The 13,794-nt window shown below is 73.9% G+C and carries 13 protein-coding genes; 9 read left to right on the top strand and 4 right to left on the bottom strand.

Annotated elements, in window-relative coordinates:
• The first annotated feature begins 72 nt into the window (after positions 1 to 72).
• Both AB0917_RS15915 and AB0917_RS15920 read left to right on the top strand, forming a co-directional pair.
• A complete protein-coding gene (locus AB0917_RS15915; protein ID WP_366820121.1) occupies positions 73 to 1,119 on the top strand; it encodes a C40 family peptidase in 1,047 nt (348 codons plus the stop codon).
• Between the two features lie 105 nt (positions 1,120 to 1,224).
• Positions 1,225 to 2,469 carry a hypothetical protein gene (locus AB0917_RS15920; RefSeq protein WP_366820122.1) on the top strand — a complete coding sequence of 415 codons (1,245 nt, stop codon included), beginning with the start codon at positions 1,225 to 1,227 and terminating at the stop codon, positions 2,467 to 2,469.
• On the opposite strand, the gene AB0917_RS15925 is transcribed toward AB0917_RS15920, so the two are convergent.
• Entirely contained in the window at positions 2,445 to 3,716 is a 1,272-nt protein-coding gene (locus AB0917_RS15925) for a glycosyltransferase family 87 protein (RefSeq protein ID WP_366820123.1), read from the bottom strand. The two genes, AB0917_RS15920 and AB0917_RS15925, sit on opposite strands and share 25 nt — an antisense overlap.
• 99 nt (positions 3,717 to 3,815) lie before the next feature.
• Here AB0917_RS15925 and AB0917_RS15930 point away from each other — a divergent pair, with 99 nt between their 5' ends.
• The gene (locus AB0917_RS15930) at positions 3,816 to 4,958 is read left to right on the top strand and encodes a glycosyltransferase family 4 protein (protein WP_366820124.1); all 1,143 of its coding nucleotides are present in this window, start codon (positions 3,816 to 3,818) and stop codon (positions 4,956 to 4,958) included.
• Positions 4,959 to 5,016: 58 nt separating this feature from the next.
• Here the strand turns inward: AB0917_RS15930 and AB0917_RS15935 are convergent, their stop codons facing one another.
• Entirely contained in the window at positions 5,017 to 6,813 is a 1,797-nt protein-coding gene (locus AB0917_RS15935; RefSeq protein ID WP_366820125.1) for an AMP-binding protein, read from the bottom strand.
• A gap of 281 nt (positions 6,814 to 7,094) precedes the next feature.
• Between AB0917_RS15935 and AB0917_RS15940 the strand changes: the two genes are divergently transcribed.
• From AB0917_RS15940 to AB0917_RS15965, 6 genes are all read left to right on the top strand, one after another.
• Positions 7,095 to 7,904, top strand: a complete 810-nt coding sequence (locus AB0917_RS15940; RefSeq protein ID WP_366820126.1) for a metallophosphoesterase — start codon at positions 7,095 to 7,097, stop codon at positions 7,902 to 7,904.
• A gap of 109 nt (positions 7,905 to 8,013) precedes the next feature.
• Positions 8,014 to 8,463 carry an SRPBCC family protein gene (locus AB0917_RS15945; RefSeq protein WP_366820127.1) on the top strand — a complete coding sequence of 150 codons (450 nt, stop codon included), beginning with the start codon at positions 8,014 to 8,016 and terminating at the stop codon, positions 8,461 to 8,463.
• Positions 8,464 to 8,468: 5 nt separating this feature from the next.
• A complete protein-coding gene (locus AB0917_RS15950; protein WP_366820128.1) occupies positions 8,469 to 9,662 on the top strand; it encodes an ArsA-related P-loop ATPase in 1,194 nt (397 codons plus the stop codon).
• Between the two features lie 135 nt (positions 9,663 to 9,797).
• Positions 9,798 to 10,310 carry a DUF5304 domain-containing protein gene (locus AB0917_RS15955; protein WP_366820129.1) on the top strand — a complete coding sequence of 171 codons (513 nt, stop codon included), beginning with the start codon at positions 9,798 to 9,800 and terminating at the stop codon, positions 10,308 to 10,310.
• 119 nt (positions 10,311 to 10,429) lie between these two features.
• Positions 10,430 to 11,371 carry an ROK family glucokinase gene (locus AB0917_RS15960; RefSeq protein ID WP_366820130.1) on the top strand — a complete coding sequence of 314 codons (942 nt, stop codon included), beginning with the start codon at positions 10,430 to 10,432 and terminating at the stop codon, positions 11,369 to 11,371.
• An 81-nt stretch (positions 11,372 to 11,452) separates the two neighbouring features.
• The gene (locus tag AB0917_RS15965; RefSeq protein ID WP_366820131.1) at positions 11,453 to 12,205 is read left to right on the top strand and encodes an endonuclease/exonuclease/phosphatase family protein; all 753 of its coding nucleotides are present in this window, start codon (positions 11,453 to 11,455) and stop codon (positions 12,203 to 12,205) included.
• A 3-nt stretch (positions 12,206 to 12,208) separates the two neighbouring features.
• On the opposite strand, the gene AB0917_RS15970 is transcribed toward AB0917_RS15965, so the two are convergent.
• Both AB0917_RS15970 and AB0917_RS15975 read right to left on the bottom strand, forming a co-directional pair.
• Positions 12,209 to 12,934 (bottom strand): hypothetical protein, encoded by a 726-nt coding sequence (locus tag AB0917_RS15970; protein WP_366820132.1) that lies wholly within the window; start codon positions 12,932 to 12,934, stop codon positions 12,209 to 12,211.
• Positions 12,927 to 13,706, bottom strand: a complete 780-nt coding sequence (locus AB0917_RS15975; RefSeq protein ID WP_366820133.1) for an alpha/beta fold hydrolase — start codon at positions 13,704 to 13,706, stop codon at positions 12,927 to 12,929. The genes AB0917_RS15970 and AB0917_RS15975 overlap by 8 nt, the downstream gene beginning before the upstream one ends.
• Positions 13,707 to 13,794: the final 88 nt, after the last annotated feature.

Here is a 13,794-nt window from a genome sequence, read left to right on the forward strand (position 1 = left end):
TCCGCCCCTCCCGGGCGGCAGGGGCCGCGCGTTACGCGTCAACTGCGTCAGCGGAAGGGAGTGCGGCTTCCTGTGGTGTCCCATCGCCGTCCCACACAGTCCGGCCTCAATCGGAGCGTCCGCGTCACGGCCGTGTCGGCGGTCGCCGCCACCGCGGCCGTGACCCTGGCCGGAACCCCGGCCGGCGCCGACCCGAAGGACACCCGCGCGAGCGCCAAGGCGGCCGTCGACCGGCTCTACGGCGAGGCCGAGCAGGCCACCGAGCTCTACAACGAGGCCGGTGAGCGGGTGGAGCGGCTGCGCGGCGAGGCGGACCGGGCCCAGGACGCCACGGCCCGGGGCCAGGAAGCCGTCAACCGGATGCGCGACGCGCTCGGTGCGATGGCGGGCGCCCAGTACCGCACCGGCTCCATCGACCCGGCGCTCGCCCTGCTGCTCTCCTCCGACCCGGACACCTACCTGGAGCGGGCCGCGGCCCTCGACCGGGCCGGCGCCCGTCAGGCGCTGACCCTGGACAAGCTCCGGCACGCCCAGCGCGGTGTCGCGCAGACCCGCGCCGAGGCCACCCGCGCCCTCACCGAGCTGGAGCGCGACCGGGCCGTCGTCGCCCGCCACAAACGGACCGTCGAGGCCAAGCTCCGCCAGGCCCGGCAGCTGCTGAACTCCCTGCCGGCCGAGGACCGCGCCGCCTTCGACCGGGCCTCGCGCTCCGGCCCCGGCCGCGACGCCGCCCCCGACGCCGCGCCCGGCCTCCCGGGCACCGCCCCCGGCTCGGGCCGTGCGGTGTCCGCCGTGGCCGCCGTCCACCAGGCGCTCGGCAAGCCGTACGTGTGGGGCGCCAACGGGCCCTCCGGCTTCGACTGTTCGGGGCTCATGCAGTGGGCCTACGCCCAGGCCGGGGTGAGCCTGCCCCGTACCTCGCAGGCCCAGCGGTACGCGGGCCGCATGGTCCCCCTCTCCCAGGCCCGGCCCGGCGACCTGGTCGCCTACCGCGCCGACGCCAGCCACATCGCCATGTACGTGGGCAACGGCCAGGTCATCCACGCCCCCTACCCGGGCGCCCCGATCCGCTACGACCCCGTCGGCATGATGCCGGTCTCCTCGGTGACCCGGATCTGACCGCCGTCCGGATCCGGCCGCCTCACCCCGACCGCCCGCCCGGATCCGATCGCCCCGCCCGGAACTGACCGTACGATCGGCAGGGTGGCCGTGGAAGGACGTGGTGTGCGGGGCAGACGCCCCCGGCTCCCTCGGCGTGCGGCGGGCCCGGTGCTCGCCGCCCTGCTGACCGTCTCCGCCTGTGTGGCCCCGGCGGCCCGTCAGGACGCCGACACCTCCCTCACCGTCCGCGAGATCGACGCCGCCCTGGAGCGCCGCGCCGCCGCCGTCCTCGCCCGGGACCCGGCGGGCTACCTCGACGCCATCGCCCCCGACGCCGTGAAGCTGCGGGCCGCTCAGCGCACGGAACTGGCCAACCTCGCCGACGTCCCCCTGAAGTCGTGGACGTACGAGGTCAAGGCCATCACCGAGCAGGACGGCGACTGGGCCACCACCGAGGTGGAGCTGCGCTACCGGATCGACGGGTACGACACCGCGCCCGTCGCCACCCGCCGCACCCTGGAGCTGATGCGGGACGGCGAGCGGTGGTACGTCAGCGCCGACCGGCCCGCCGAGGGCGCCTCCGACCAGCTCTGGCACCAGGGGGAGGTGACGGTCGTCCGGGGCGCCCACAGCCTCGTCCTGGGCGTCGGACGGGCGCAGGAGGAGCTGCGCCAGGTCGCGGACACCGTGGACCTCGCCGTCCCGGCCGTGTCGGACGCCTGGCCGCACCCCTGGGCCCGCCGGGTGGTGGTGCTCGTCCCGGACTCGGTGGGGTCCATGGCGGGGCTGCTGGGCTCCCCGGAGACCAGCTACCGGGGGATCGCCGCCGTCACCACCGGCGAGGCCGGCGTGACCGGTGAGCGCCCGGCCCTGGCGGACCGGGTGATCGTCAACCCGCAGGCGTACGCCACCCTCGGCAGCTTCGGCCAGCGGGTCGTCCTGACCCATGAGACGACCCATGTCGCCACCCGGACCAGCACCTCCGCGGCCACCCCCGTCTGGCTCTCCGAGGGCTTCGCCGACTGGGCCGCCTACCGGGGGGAGGACCGCGCCCCCGACGTCATCGCCCCCGAGCTGACGGGCGCGGTCCGGGCTGGCGACCTCCCCGACGCGCTCCCCGACGACGAGGACTTCGGCTTCGACGGCGACCCCGCCGAGCTGGCGCGGGCCTACGAGAGCGCCTGGATGGCCTGCGAGCTCGTCGCGGAGCGGTGGGGCAAGGAGAAGCTGACCGCCTTCTACGCGGCGGTGGGCGCCCACCCCGGGCGGGAGGGGGCGGTGGAGCAGGCGATGGCGTCCGTGCTCGACACGGAGCCCGAGGAGTTCACCGCCGACTGGCGCGACTACCTGAGCGCCCGGCTCGGCTGATCCCCGAGGACCGGGGCCACCGCCTCCCCGGACCGCGCCCCGGGCACGGTCCGACGCCACAGCCGCCGCGCGGCGATCAGCGAGGCCGCCACCAGCAGCCCGTTCCGTACGAACAGGAGCGTCACGCCCCACGCCTCGCTCGCCACCACGTCGGCGAAGCCCACCGGGAACTCCAGCACCGTCACCCCGGTCGCGACCAGCACCAGCACGGCGGGCAGGACCATCCCGCAGCCCCGGAACACCAGGCACACCGCCGCGAGGCCGACCAGCCACACCATGTACTGCGGGCTGATCACCCGGCTCGTCGTGGTGAAGAGCAGCACCGCCGTGAACGCGGCCTGCGCCGGGGTGTGGGCGGCGAACGTACGGGCCCGCAGCCGCCACACCAGCAGCCAGCCCAGCGCCGCCACGGCGAGCCCCAGGGCCAGCGCGGAGACCAGCCCCACCTGCGGGCCGAGGAACTCCATCGAGCCGTAGTGCAGCTCCACCCGCCCCTCCCAGCCGGCGTGGCGCGCGAGGTGGAAGTACAGCGCCCCCAGCGACTCGATCTCCAGGCCCCGGTCCCGCTGGAAGGCCCAGAACGCGAACGCCCCCGGCATCCACAGCGCGAACCCCGCCCCGAGGCCGGCCGCCGTCAGCGCCGCCGCCGACCAGGCCGCCCGGGTCGGCCGCCCCCGCTCCACCCCCACCAGGACCAGCGCCGGCCACACCTTCAGCAGCGCCCCGAACGCGGCCAGCGCCCCCAGCACCCCCGGACGGCGCACCCCTGCCAGCAGCGCCGCCACCGCGACCGCCGTCACCATCAGGTCGTAGCGGGCGTACACGGTCGGCCCCAGCAGCGGCACCCCCACGACCCACACCCACGCCCCCGCCGCCCTCGTCGCCGGCCGCCGCCCCGCGGACAGCAGCAGCCCGAACACCAGCGCGTCGCAGAGCAGCACCAGCGCGTAGAAGGCGCTCGCGTACTCCCAGAAGGGCAGCAGGGCGGGGGAGAGGATCGCGAGGGCGGCGCCGGGCGGGTACTGCCAGGTGACGTCGTCCAGCGGGTACGTGCCGCTGAGCAGCGTCTCGTACCAGCCCCGGTAGATCACCGACACGTCCACCGTGACGTCCGGGCCCGGGACGGACAGCACGCCGAGAACGCCGAACACACAGAGCAGCAGCGCGGCCCGGGTCAGCGCCCAGGCCGCGCACGGCAGCAGTCCGTACGGCAGCAGCCGTACACCGGTGGGTGCTCGTCCCGTCATCGCCGCCCTCATCGTCTCCGGCCCGGTTCCGGCGGCCCATGATGCCGGGGGGCGAGGGCGCCGTCGGTGAAGCGCGGCCGTTGGGTACTGTCAGCCGCGATGGACAAGACCTTGATCGTGACCAACGACTTCCCGCCCCGCCCCGGTGGCATCCAGGCGTTCCTGCACAACATGGCGCTGCGCCTGGACCCCGACCGGGTCGTCGTCTACGCCTCCACCTGGAAGCGCGGCGAGGAGGGCGCGGCGGCCACCGCCGCCTTCGACGCCGAGCAGCCCTTCACGGTGGTCCGCGACCGTACGACGATGCTGCTGCCGACCCCGCGCGTCACCCGGCGGGCCACCGCCCTGCTGCGGACACACGGCTGCTCCTCCGTCTGGTTCGGCGCCGCCGCCCCGCTCGGCCTGATGGCGCCCGCGCTGCGCCGGGCGGGCGCCCGGCGGCTGGTGGCCACCACCCACGGCCACGAGGCGGGGTGGGCCCAGCTGCCCGCCTCCCGGCAGCTGCTGCGCCGGATCGGGGACGCCACGGACACGATCACCTATCTGGGGGAGTACACCCGCTCCCGGATCGCCACCGCCCTCACCCCGGACGCGGCCGCCCGCATGGTGCAGCTCCCGCCGGGCGTCGACGAGAAGACCTTCCACCCGGCCTCCGGCGGGGACCGGGTCCGCGCCCGCCTCGGCCTCTCCGACCGGCCCGTCGTCGTCTGTGTCTCGCGCCTCGTCCCGCGCAAGGGCCAGGACACGCTGATCCTGGCCATGCCCGCGATCCTGGCGCAGGTCCCGGACGCGGTGCTGCTGATCGTCGGCGGCGGCCCGTACGCCAAGGACCTGGAGCGGCTCGCGGCGGAGACCGGGGTGGAGGACTCGGTGCGGTTCACCGGGCCCGTGCCGTGGGCGGAGCTGCCCGCCCACTACGGGGCCGGGGACGTCTTCGCCATGCCGTGCCGGACCCGGCGCGGGGGGCTCGACGTGGAGGGGCTGGGGATCGTCTACCTGGAGGCGTCCGCGACCGGGCTGCCGGTGGTGGCCGGCGACTCGGGCGGGGCCCCGGACGCGGTGCTCGACGGCGAGACCGGGTGGGTGGTGCGCGGGGGCAGCGCCGAGGAGTCGGCGGACCGGATCGTGACGCTGCTCGGGGACGCGGAGCTGCGTCGGCGGATGGGGGAGCGGGGGCGGGCCTGGGTGGAGGAGAAGTGGCGCTGGGACCTGCTGGCGGAGAAGCTCAAGACGCTGCTGTGAACGCGTGAAGGGGCCCGCACCTGATGGAGGTGCGGGCCCCTTCGTACGCGTACACCGCTCAGCTGCGGTAGATCGACTCCACCTCGTCCGCGAAGTCCTTCGCCACCACGTTCCGCTTCAGCTTCAGCGACGGCGTGATGTGGCCCGCCTCCTCGGTGAACTGGGCCGGCAGGATACGGAACTTGCGTACGGACTCGGCCTTGGAGACCGCCGCGTTGCCGTCGTCCACCGCCCGCTGCACCTCGGCCAGCAGCTCCGCGTCCTCGCGCAGCGACAGGGCGGTCGAGCCGGCCGGCTTGCCGTGCTCCTCGGCCCAGCGGCCCAGGAACTCCTCGTCCAGGGTGACCAGCGCGCCCACGAACGGGCGGCCGTCGCCGACCACCATGCACTCGGCGACCAGGGCGTGGGCGCGGATGCGGTCCTCGATGACGGCCGGGGCGACGTTCTTGCCGCCCGCCGTCACGATGATCTCCTTCTTGCGGCCGGTGATCGCGAGGTAGCCGTCCTCGTCGAGCGTGCCGATGTCCCCGGTGTGGAACCAGCCGTCGGCCAGTGCCTCGGCGGACGCCGACTCGTTCTGCCAGTACCCGGTGAACAGGTGCTCGCCGTGGAGCAGCACCTCGCCGTCGTCCGCGATCCGGACGACCGAGCCGGGCAGCGGCTGGCCGACCGTACCGATCTTCTGCCGGTCCCACGGGTTGAACGCGGTCGCCGCACAGGTCTCGGTCAGCCCGTAGCCCTCCAGGACCGTGAAGCCGATGCCCCGGTAGAAGTGGCCCAGCCGCTCGCCCAGCGGGGCACCGCCGGAGATCGCGAACTCGCCCCGGCCGCCGAGGACCGCGCGCAGCTTGCCGAAGACCAGCTTGTCGAAGAGCTTGTGCTTGAGCCTCAGCCCCAGCGAGGGGCCCTGCGGGGTGCTCAGCGCCCGGCTGTAGGCGATGGCCGTGTCGGCGGCCCGGTCGAAGATCTTGCCCTTGCCGTCCGCCTGCGCCTTGGCGCGGGCCGCGTTGTAGACCTTCTCGAAGACCCGGGGCACACCGAGGATCAGCGTCGGCCGGAACGAGGCCAGTTCGTCGGTGAGGTTCTTGATGTCGGGGACGCAGCCGAGCTTGATCGGGGCCATCACCGAGGCCACCTCGACCAGCCGGCCGAAGACGTGCGCGGCGGGCAGGAAGAGCAGGACCGAGCACTCGCCCGTACGGAACAGCGGCTTCAGCCGCTCCACCACGTTGCCGCACTCCGCGAAGAAGCTGCGGTGGGTGAGGACACAGCCCTTGGGGCGGCCCGTGGTGCCGGAGGTGTAGACGATGGTCGCCGGGTCGTCCGCCTTGGCGCTGACCATCCGCAGGTCCATGGTCTCGTCGGTGACCTCGGCGCCCGCCTCGCCCAGGGCCTCCACCGCGCCCCGGTCGATCTGCCACACGTGCGTGAGGTCGGGCAGCGCCTCCCGTACGGAGGCCACCGCGGCCGCGTGCGCCTCGCTCTCCACGAGCACCGCCACCGCACCGGAGTCGCCGAGGATCCACTGCACCTGCTCGGGGGAGCTGGTCTCGTACACCGGCACGGTCACCGCGCCCGCGCTCCAGATCGCGAAGTCCAGCAGCACCCACTCGAAACGGGTGCGCGACATCAGGGCGACCCGGTCGCCGGGCTGCACGCCCGAGGCGATCAGACCCTTCGCGGCGGCTCTCACCTCGGCCAGGAACTGAGTGGCGCTGACGTCGGTCCAGGCACCGGCCACCTTGCGGCTCATCACCGCGACGTCGGGATGCTGAGCGGCGTTGCGGCGGATCAGATCCGTCAGATTGCCGTCCGTCGGGACCTCGTACAGGGCCGGAAGGCTGAACTCGCGCAAGACTGCTGCTCCTCATCGGGCTCCGGTGCCACGGCTCTGTGTGACGCCACCGGCTGCGGTCCAAGAATGGCGGGTGCTCAGTGGGGGTGAGCACGACTGGACTGCCCGGACGTTACCCACCGGTACCAGGTTCCCGATAGGGGGTTCCGGCCAGATGTCTTATGCATCACACAGGTAAATGGCCCTTTCGCGCACAGTAGTCCACCGCCGTGACGACGTGGAAGTATCCGCAGGTCCGGCCGGATCTACCCGAGCGGGTGCACGCGCTTTAGGGTGTCCGCATGCGAGGCAGCGAAGCGGGCGGGCCGGCGTCGGGCACACGGCGCTCCACCCGGATCCACGTGGTCAGCGATGTGCACGGCAACGCCGAGGCCCTGGCCCGCGCCGGGGAGGGGGCCGACGCGCTGATCTGCCTCGGTGACCTGGTGCTCTTCCTCGACTACGCCGACCACTCGCGCGGCATCTTCCCCGACCTCTTCGGCACGGAGAACGCGGACCGCATCGTCGCGCTGCGCACCGCCCGCCGCTACGAGGAGGCCCGCGCCTTCGGCCGCGAGCTGTGGAAGGGCCGCGACCGCAACGCCGAGATCCTCGAAGCGGTACGCAAGCAGTACGCCGAACTCTTCGCCGCCTTCCCCACCCCGACGTACGCCACCTACGGCAATGTCGACGTCCCCCGCCTGTGGCCCGAGTACGCCCGTCCCGGCATGACCGTGCTGGACGGTGAGCGGGTGGAGATCGGCGGCCGGGTCTTCGGCTTCGTCGGCGGCGGCCTCAGGACCCCGATGAACACCCCGTACGAGATCAGCGACGAGGAGTACGCCGCCAAGGTCGAGGCGCTCGGCCCGGTCGACGTGCTCTGCTCGCACATCCCGCCCGAGGTGCCCGAGCTGACGTACGACACCGTCGCCCGCCGCTTCGAACGCGGCAGCTCCGCCCTGCTGGAGGCCATCCGCACCACCCGCCCCCGGTACGCACTTTTCGGCCATGTTCACCAGCCGTTGGTCCGCCGGATGCGCATCGGTACCACCGAGTGCGTCAACGTCGGCCACTTCGCCTCCACCGGGACGCCCTGGGCGCTGACCTGGTGAGCGGAAGGGCCCGGGGCGTGGACCGGAGCGCGGCGGGCACGCGATAGCCTGCACGACGGCAGGCTTCTGCCGAACGCGACCGGTTACACCGCACTGGAGGGCCACGGCGATGGCTGAACACACCAGCTCGAGCATCTCGATCGAGGCGGCACCGGCCGACGTCATGGCGGTGATCGCCGACTTCGCCCGCTACCCGGAGTGGACCGGCGAGGTCAAGGAGGCCGAGGTCCTGGCCACCGACGACCAGGGCCGCGCCGAGCAGGTCCGCCTGGTCCTGGACGCCGGAGCCATCAAGGACGACCACGTCCTGAAGTACACCTGGCTCGGCGACAAGGAGGTCAGCTGGACCCTGGTCAAGTCCCAGATGCTGCGCTCCCTGGACGGCACGTACGCCCTCGCCCCGCTCGCCGGCGGAGTGCGCACCGAGGTCACCTACAAGCTCGCCGTCGACGTCAAGATCCCGCTCCTGGGCATGATCAAGCGCAAGGCCGAGAAGGTCATCATCGACCGCGCGCTCGCCGGTCTGAAGAAGCGCGTCGAGTCCATCCCGCAGGGCTGAGCACGATGCGTACGGTCCTGGTCACCGGCGCCGGCGGCGCAGGCCGTACCACCCTCGCCGCGGCGAGCGCCCTGGCCGCCGCCGCGGGCGGCAGCCGCACCCTCCTGGTCTCCGCCGAGTCCATACCCGGCTTCCCCTCCGGTACGGAGCCCACCCCGGTCACCGACCGTCTCGACCACGCCCGGATCGACTCCGGCGAGCACTTCCGCGCCGAACTCACCGAACTCCAGCAGCGCGCCTCCGGCGTCCTGGACATGGTCGGCGCCGGGCGGCTGGACGGCGAGGAGCTCACCGAACTCCCCGGCTCCCCGCAGCTCGCCCTCCTGCACACCCTGCACCGGGCCGCCGCCGGCGACTGGTCCACGCGCGGCTACGACACCCTCGTCGTCGACCTCCCGCCGCTCGGCCAGGCCCTCGCCCTGCTGGCCCTGCCCGAGCAGCTCCGCCGCTACCTGCGCCGCCTGCTGCCCGCCGAACGCCAGGCCGCCCGCGCCCTGCGCCCGGTCCTCGCCCAGCTCGCCGGGGTCCCGATGCCCGCGCAGTGGCTGTACGAGGCCGCCGCCCGCAAGGACGCCGAGCTGGCCGCCGTCCAGGCCCTGGTCGAGGACGGCTCCACCACCCTGCGCCTGGTCGCCGAACCCGGGCCCGCCGCCGAGGACGCCCTGCGCACCGCCCGCACCGGCCTCGCCCTGTACGGGCTCCGCGCCGACCTGCTGGTCGCCTCAAGGGTCCTGCCCCGCCACTCGCCCGACCCCTGGTTCGCCGCGCTCGCCGCCCAGCAGGAGAAGTGCCTGGGCCACTGGCACGAGGAGTGGGAGCCGGACGTCCCGGTCCACGAGGCCGCCCACCTGGGCCGCGACCCCCGGTCCGCCGACGACCTGGCCGCGCTCGCCGTCCCCGCGCCGGACGAGCGGGGGCCCGGCCGGGTGGACGACCCCTGGTGGATCGAGGAGGAGCCGGGCGAGGAAGGCCTCCCGGACGTCCTGGCCTGGTGCCTGCCGCTGCCCGGGGCGACCAAGGAGGACCTGCGCCTGGTCCGCCGGGGCGAGGAACTGCTCCTGACCGTGGGCCCGTTCCACCGGATCGTGCGGGTCGCCTCCGCCCTGCGCCGCTGCACCGTCTCGGGCGCGGCCCTGACCGACGGCGTCCTGCGGGTCCGCTTCACACCCGATCCGGCGCTCTGGCCGCGTACTTCCTGAACGGGCGCCCGAGCCGGCCGGGTACGCCCCGCTTCCTGAACGGGCCGCGGCCATTCGGGTAACGTCGGTAGTACGAGTCACGAGTCCCGCCGGCCGGCCGCCGGCGGCCGGCACCCCGCGTCGCAGGAGTCCGCCATGAGTGAAGCCACCGATCGTCCCGTCGACGGCGACGCGTGGGCCGACGCCTGCGCCGAGGACCTCGCGGCGGAGAAGGCCCGCCGCCGGGCCCAGTACGGCCCGCAGCCCGGCTCCGCCGCCGAGGAGCTGCGCAGGCTGGTCGACGCGGTCGCCGACAAGGTCTCCTCGCTCCAGTCGCCGCTGCTCGGCATGGCCGCCCAGGGCGCGGTCCAGCAGGCCATCCGGCAGGCCAGGTCCGCCGTCGAACCGGTCATCGAGCGCAACCCGCAGGTCTTCGACCACCTCGCCGCCGCGGGCAGCGAGCTGCTGGCCGCCTACCGCTCGGCGGTGGAGGGCCAGGAGAGCCGCTGGACCCGCACCGCGGCCGACCCCTCGGAGAAGGCCGCCCCCTCGAAGCCCTCGGACCCCTCGGAGAAGACCGCCGGGAAGGCCGCCGACGACCCGTCCGACCCCCGCGACGAAGGCCGCGACGACGGCCCCTCCGGCACCGAGCGCATCGACCTGGACTGACCGGCCCGGCGGCCGGCGGCGCGCTCCACAACGGCCGGGACCGACCGGTCCCGGCCAGGCCCGGTCCCGCCCTCGGGTACGGTTGGCCCTAGCGGGGCTCGACCGAAACTGAGGGATTCATGGGACTCACCATCGGCGTCGATATCGGCGGCACGAAGATCGCGGCTGGAGTGGTCGACGAAGAGGGCCGGATCCTCTCGACGTTCAAGGTGGCGACGCCCCCGACGACCGAAGGCATCGTCGACGCGATCTGCGCGGCGGTCGGCGGGGCGAGCGAAGGACGCGACGTGGAGGCCGTCGGCATCGGCGCCGCCGGTTACGTCGACGACAAGCGCGCCACCGTACTCTTCGCGCCCAACATCAACTGGCGCCACGAACCGCTCAAGGACAAGGTCGAACAACGCGTCGGCCTGCCCGTCGTGGTGGAGAACGACGCCAACGCGGCCGCCTGGGGCGAGTACCGCTTCGGCGCCGGGCAGGGCCACGACGACGTCATCTGCATCACGCTCGGCACCGGCCTCGGCGGCGGCATCATCATCGGCAACAAGCTGCGCCGCGGACGCTTCGGCGTGGCCGCCGAGTTCGGCCACATCCGGGTCGTCCCGGACGGTCTGCTCTGCGGCTGCGGCAGCCAGGGCTGCTGGGAGCAGTACGCCTCCGGCCGCGCCCTCGTCCGGTACGCGAAGCAGCGTGCCAACGCCACCCCCGAGAACGCCACCGTGCTGCTCGGCCTCGGCGACGGCACGGTGGAGGGCATCGAGGGCAAGCACATCAGCGAGGCCGCCCGCCAGGGCGACCCGGTCGCGATCGACTCGTTCCGCGAGCTGGCGCGCTGGGCCGGCGCCGGACTGGCCGACCTCGCCTCGCTGTTCGACCCGTCCGCGTTCATCGTCGGCGGCGGCGTCTCGGACGAGGGCGAGCTGGTCCTCGGCCCGATCCGCAAGTCGTTCCGGCGGTGGCTGATCGGCGGCGAGTGGCGTCCGCACGCCCAGGTGCTCGCCGCCCAACTCGGCGGCAAGGCAGGGCTCGTGGGCGCTGCCGACCTGGCCCGCCAGGGCTGAGTCAGCCGTACGGTACGACGCATCGGACGCCCGTCGCCGCCCTCCGGGGCAGCGGCGGGCGTCCGCCGTATCGTGGCCCGCATGGTCCTGACGCCCCTGCCCGACTCCCGTACCGAGCCGGACGGTTCAGCCGTGATCCGGGTGCTGAGCTACAACGTCCGCTCGATGCACGACGACACCGCGGCCCTGGCCCGGGTCATCCGCGCCTGCGCGCCCGACCTCGTCCTCGTCCAGGAGGCGCCGCGCTTCTTCCGCTGGCGCAAGGCGGCCGCGAGGCTGGCCAGGAGCAGCGGCCTCGTGGTCCTCGGCGGGGGAGCCACCGCCGCCGGACCGCTGCTGCTCTGCTCGCTGCGGGCGGCCGTCGAGCGCACCGAGGACGTCCTGCTGCCGCGCACCCCGGGCCTGCACCGCAGGGGCTTCGCCACCGCCGTCGTACGGATCGGCGGGGTCCGGCTCGGCGTGCTGAGCTGCCATCTGAGCCTCCAGCGCGAGGAACGCCTCGCCCAGGCGGACCTGCTGCTGGACCGGCTCGCCTCCCTGGGCGTGGAGCACGCCGTGGCGGGCGGCGACCTCAACGACGTACCGACCGGAGAGGCCTTCCAGCGCCTGGCCGGGCAGCTTCAGGACTGCCGGGCCCTCGCCCCGTGGGGCGGCGAGCACACCTTCACCCCCGACGACCCGCGCAAACGCATCGACGCCGTCTTCGCGACCCCGGGCATCGAGGTGCTCGGCTGCGGTGTGCCCACCGGGCTCCCCGGAGTGAGCGACACGGACCTGAGGGCGGCCACGGACCATCTGCCGGTCCTGGCCGCCCTCGGAGTCCCTGCCGGGTGACGGTCACACCACCGCGCCGCGCCCCGGGTCGCCGTAGGTGTCGTCATCGTCGTCGGACGGCATCCGGGCCACCAGGGTGGCGAAGCCGCCCAGGAAGCCGCCGATGCACAGCGTGGTGAGCCACCACGTCATCTCCCACTGGAACAGCACCGCCAGCAGCATCAGGACCGGCCCGCCGATCACCGCGAGCCAGGCGAACTTCGCCGTGCTGTCGGCCTCGGGCAGCGGCGGCGGCTCCGGGGGCACGAAGTGGCCCTCCTCGCCGTCGTCCGGCACGTCGATACCGTCGTCCTTGGGCTCGGCCAGCTCGTAGTCGCGCGGACCGGCGACACCGGGCGCGAAGACGATCGAGCTGCCCAGCGGCTTCTTCTCCGGCGGCTTCGGGGGAGCCTTCCCCGACCCCTTGTCCGCCGGGTCCCCGGCGCGGCCGCTGTCCGGCCCCACCACGTTGCGCTGGTCGTCCTCCAGCAGGGCGAGGTCCTCGACCGACTTGAACGGCTTGGCCCCCGGCGGGTCCGGCGGCTCCTCCCCGTACCCCGCGACGATCGCGGCCCAGGCCGCGTCCTCGTCGATCGCCGGCTCCTCCGCCTTCTTCTCCGCTCCCGTGCCTTCCGGTCCCGCCCCCTCGGCGCCCACCGGCTTCTTCCCCTCCGGGACGGCCGCGCTCTCCGTGGGGCGCGGTTCGCGCTCCTCGTCGCTGCCTGTGCGTTCCGCGTCGTACTCAGCCACCGGACGTGCTCCCCTTCATCCCGACGCTCGGTGCGAGACGGCCGATGAACCGGTAGCTCTCATCGAAGATCCGCTCCGCATCATGGTCCAACGTCGCCACGTGGTAGCTCTGTTCCAACAGGATCTCCGAAACGTCCGTGGAGGAGATCCGGCTCAGGATCCGCGCGCTGTCCGCGGGCGGGACGACATGGTCCTGCGGGCTGTGCAGCAGCACCACCGGCTGGGTCACCTGCGGCAGCTCGCCGTCGACCAGCCGGAAGAACTTCCGCAGCGAGTGGGCGGCGTGCAGCGGCACCTTGGTGTACCCCACCTCGTGCGAGCCCGGGAGCGCGATGTCGTCGGCCACGCCCTTCGTCGTACGCACCAGATGGCGGGCGACGGGCAGCGCGTACGCCGAGAGGCCGTGCACCTTGTTGGCCGGGTTGACCAGCACCAGACCGCTGATCGCGTCCCCGTGCCTGGCCGCGAGCCGCAGGCTCAGCGCGCCGCCCATGGAGAGGCCGAAGACGAAGACCTGCTGGCACTTCTCGCGCAGCACCCGCAGCTCGCGGTCCACCTCCGCGTACCAGTCCTGCCAGCCGGTGACCGCCATGTCCTCCCAGCGGGTGCCGTGGCCGGGCAGCAGCGGCAGCGAGACGGTCAGCCCGCGCTCGGCGAGGTGATCGGCCCACGGGCGCAGCGACTGCGGCGAGCCGGTGAAGCCATGACAGAGGAGGACGCCGACCTCTCCGCCCTCGTGGCGGAACGGCTCGGCTCCAGGGAGGACCGGCACCAAGGTCTCCTGTTCGTGAGGTGAGGCGGGGGCGGGGCGCGCACCGGGGGCGTGCTTGACGGATGACTTCACCGTACGCGACCGGACC

The organism is Streptomyces sp. NPDC007346 (assembly GCF_040703535.1).
Taxonomy (GTDB): domain Bacteria; phylum Actinomycetota; class Actinomycetes; order Streptomycetales; family Streptomycetaceae; genus Streptomyces.

Excerpts from the sequence above, each read along its gene's own strand:
- AB0917_RS15925 (WP_366820123.1), bottom strand. The coding sequence starts at position 3,716 with ATGACGGGACGAGCACCCACCGGTGTACGGCTGCTGCCGTACGGACTG.
- AB0917_RS15930 (WP_366820124.1), top strand. The coding sequence starts at position 3,816 with ATGGACAAGACCTTGATCGTGACCAACGACTTCCCGCCCCGCCCCGGT.
- AB0917_RS15940 (WP_366820126.1), top strand. The coding sequence starts at position 7,095 with ATGCGAGGCAGCGAAGCGGGCGGGCCGGCGTCGGGCACACGGCGCTCC.
- AB0917_RS15945 (WP_366820127.1), top strand. The coding sequence starts at position 8,014 with ATGGCTGAACACACCAGCTCGAGCATCTCGATCGAGGCGGCACCGGCC.
- AB0917_RS15950 (WP_366820128.1), top strand. The coding sequence starts at position 8,469 with ATGCGTACGGTCCTGGTCACCGGCGCCGGCGGCGCAGGCCGTACCACC.
- AB0917_RS15955 (WP_366820129.1), top strand. The coding sequence starts at position 9,798 with ATGAGTGAAGCCACCGATCGTCCCGTCGACGGCGACGCGTGGGCCGAC.
- AB0917_RS15960 (WP_366820130.1), top strand. The coding sequence starts at position 10,430 with ATGGGACTCACCATCGGCGTCGATATCGGCGGCACGAAGATCGCGGCT.
- AB0917_RS15965 (WP_366820131.1), top strand. The coding sequence starts at position 11,453 with ATGGTCCTGACGCCCCTGCCCGACTCCCGTACCGAGCCGGACGGTTCA.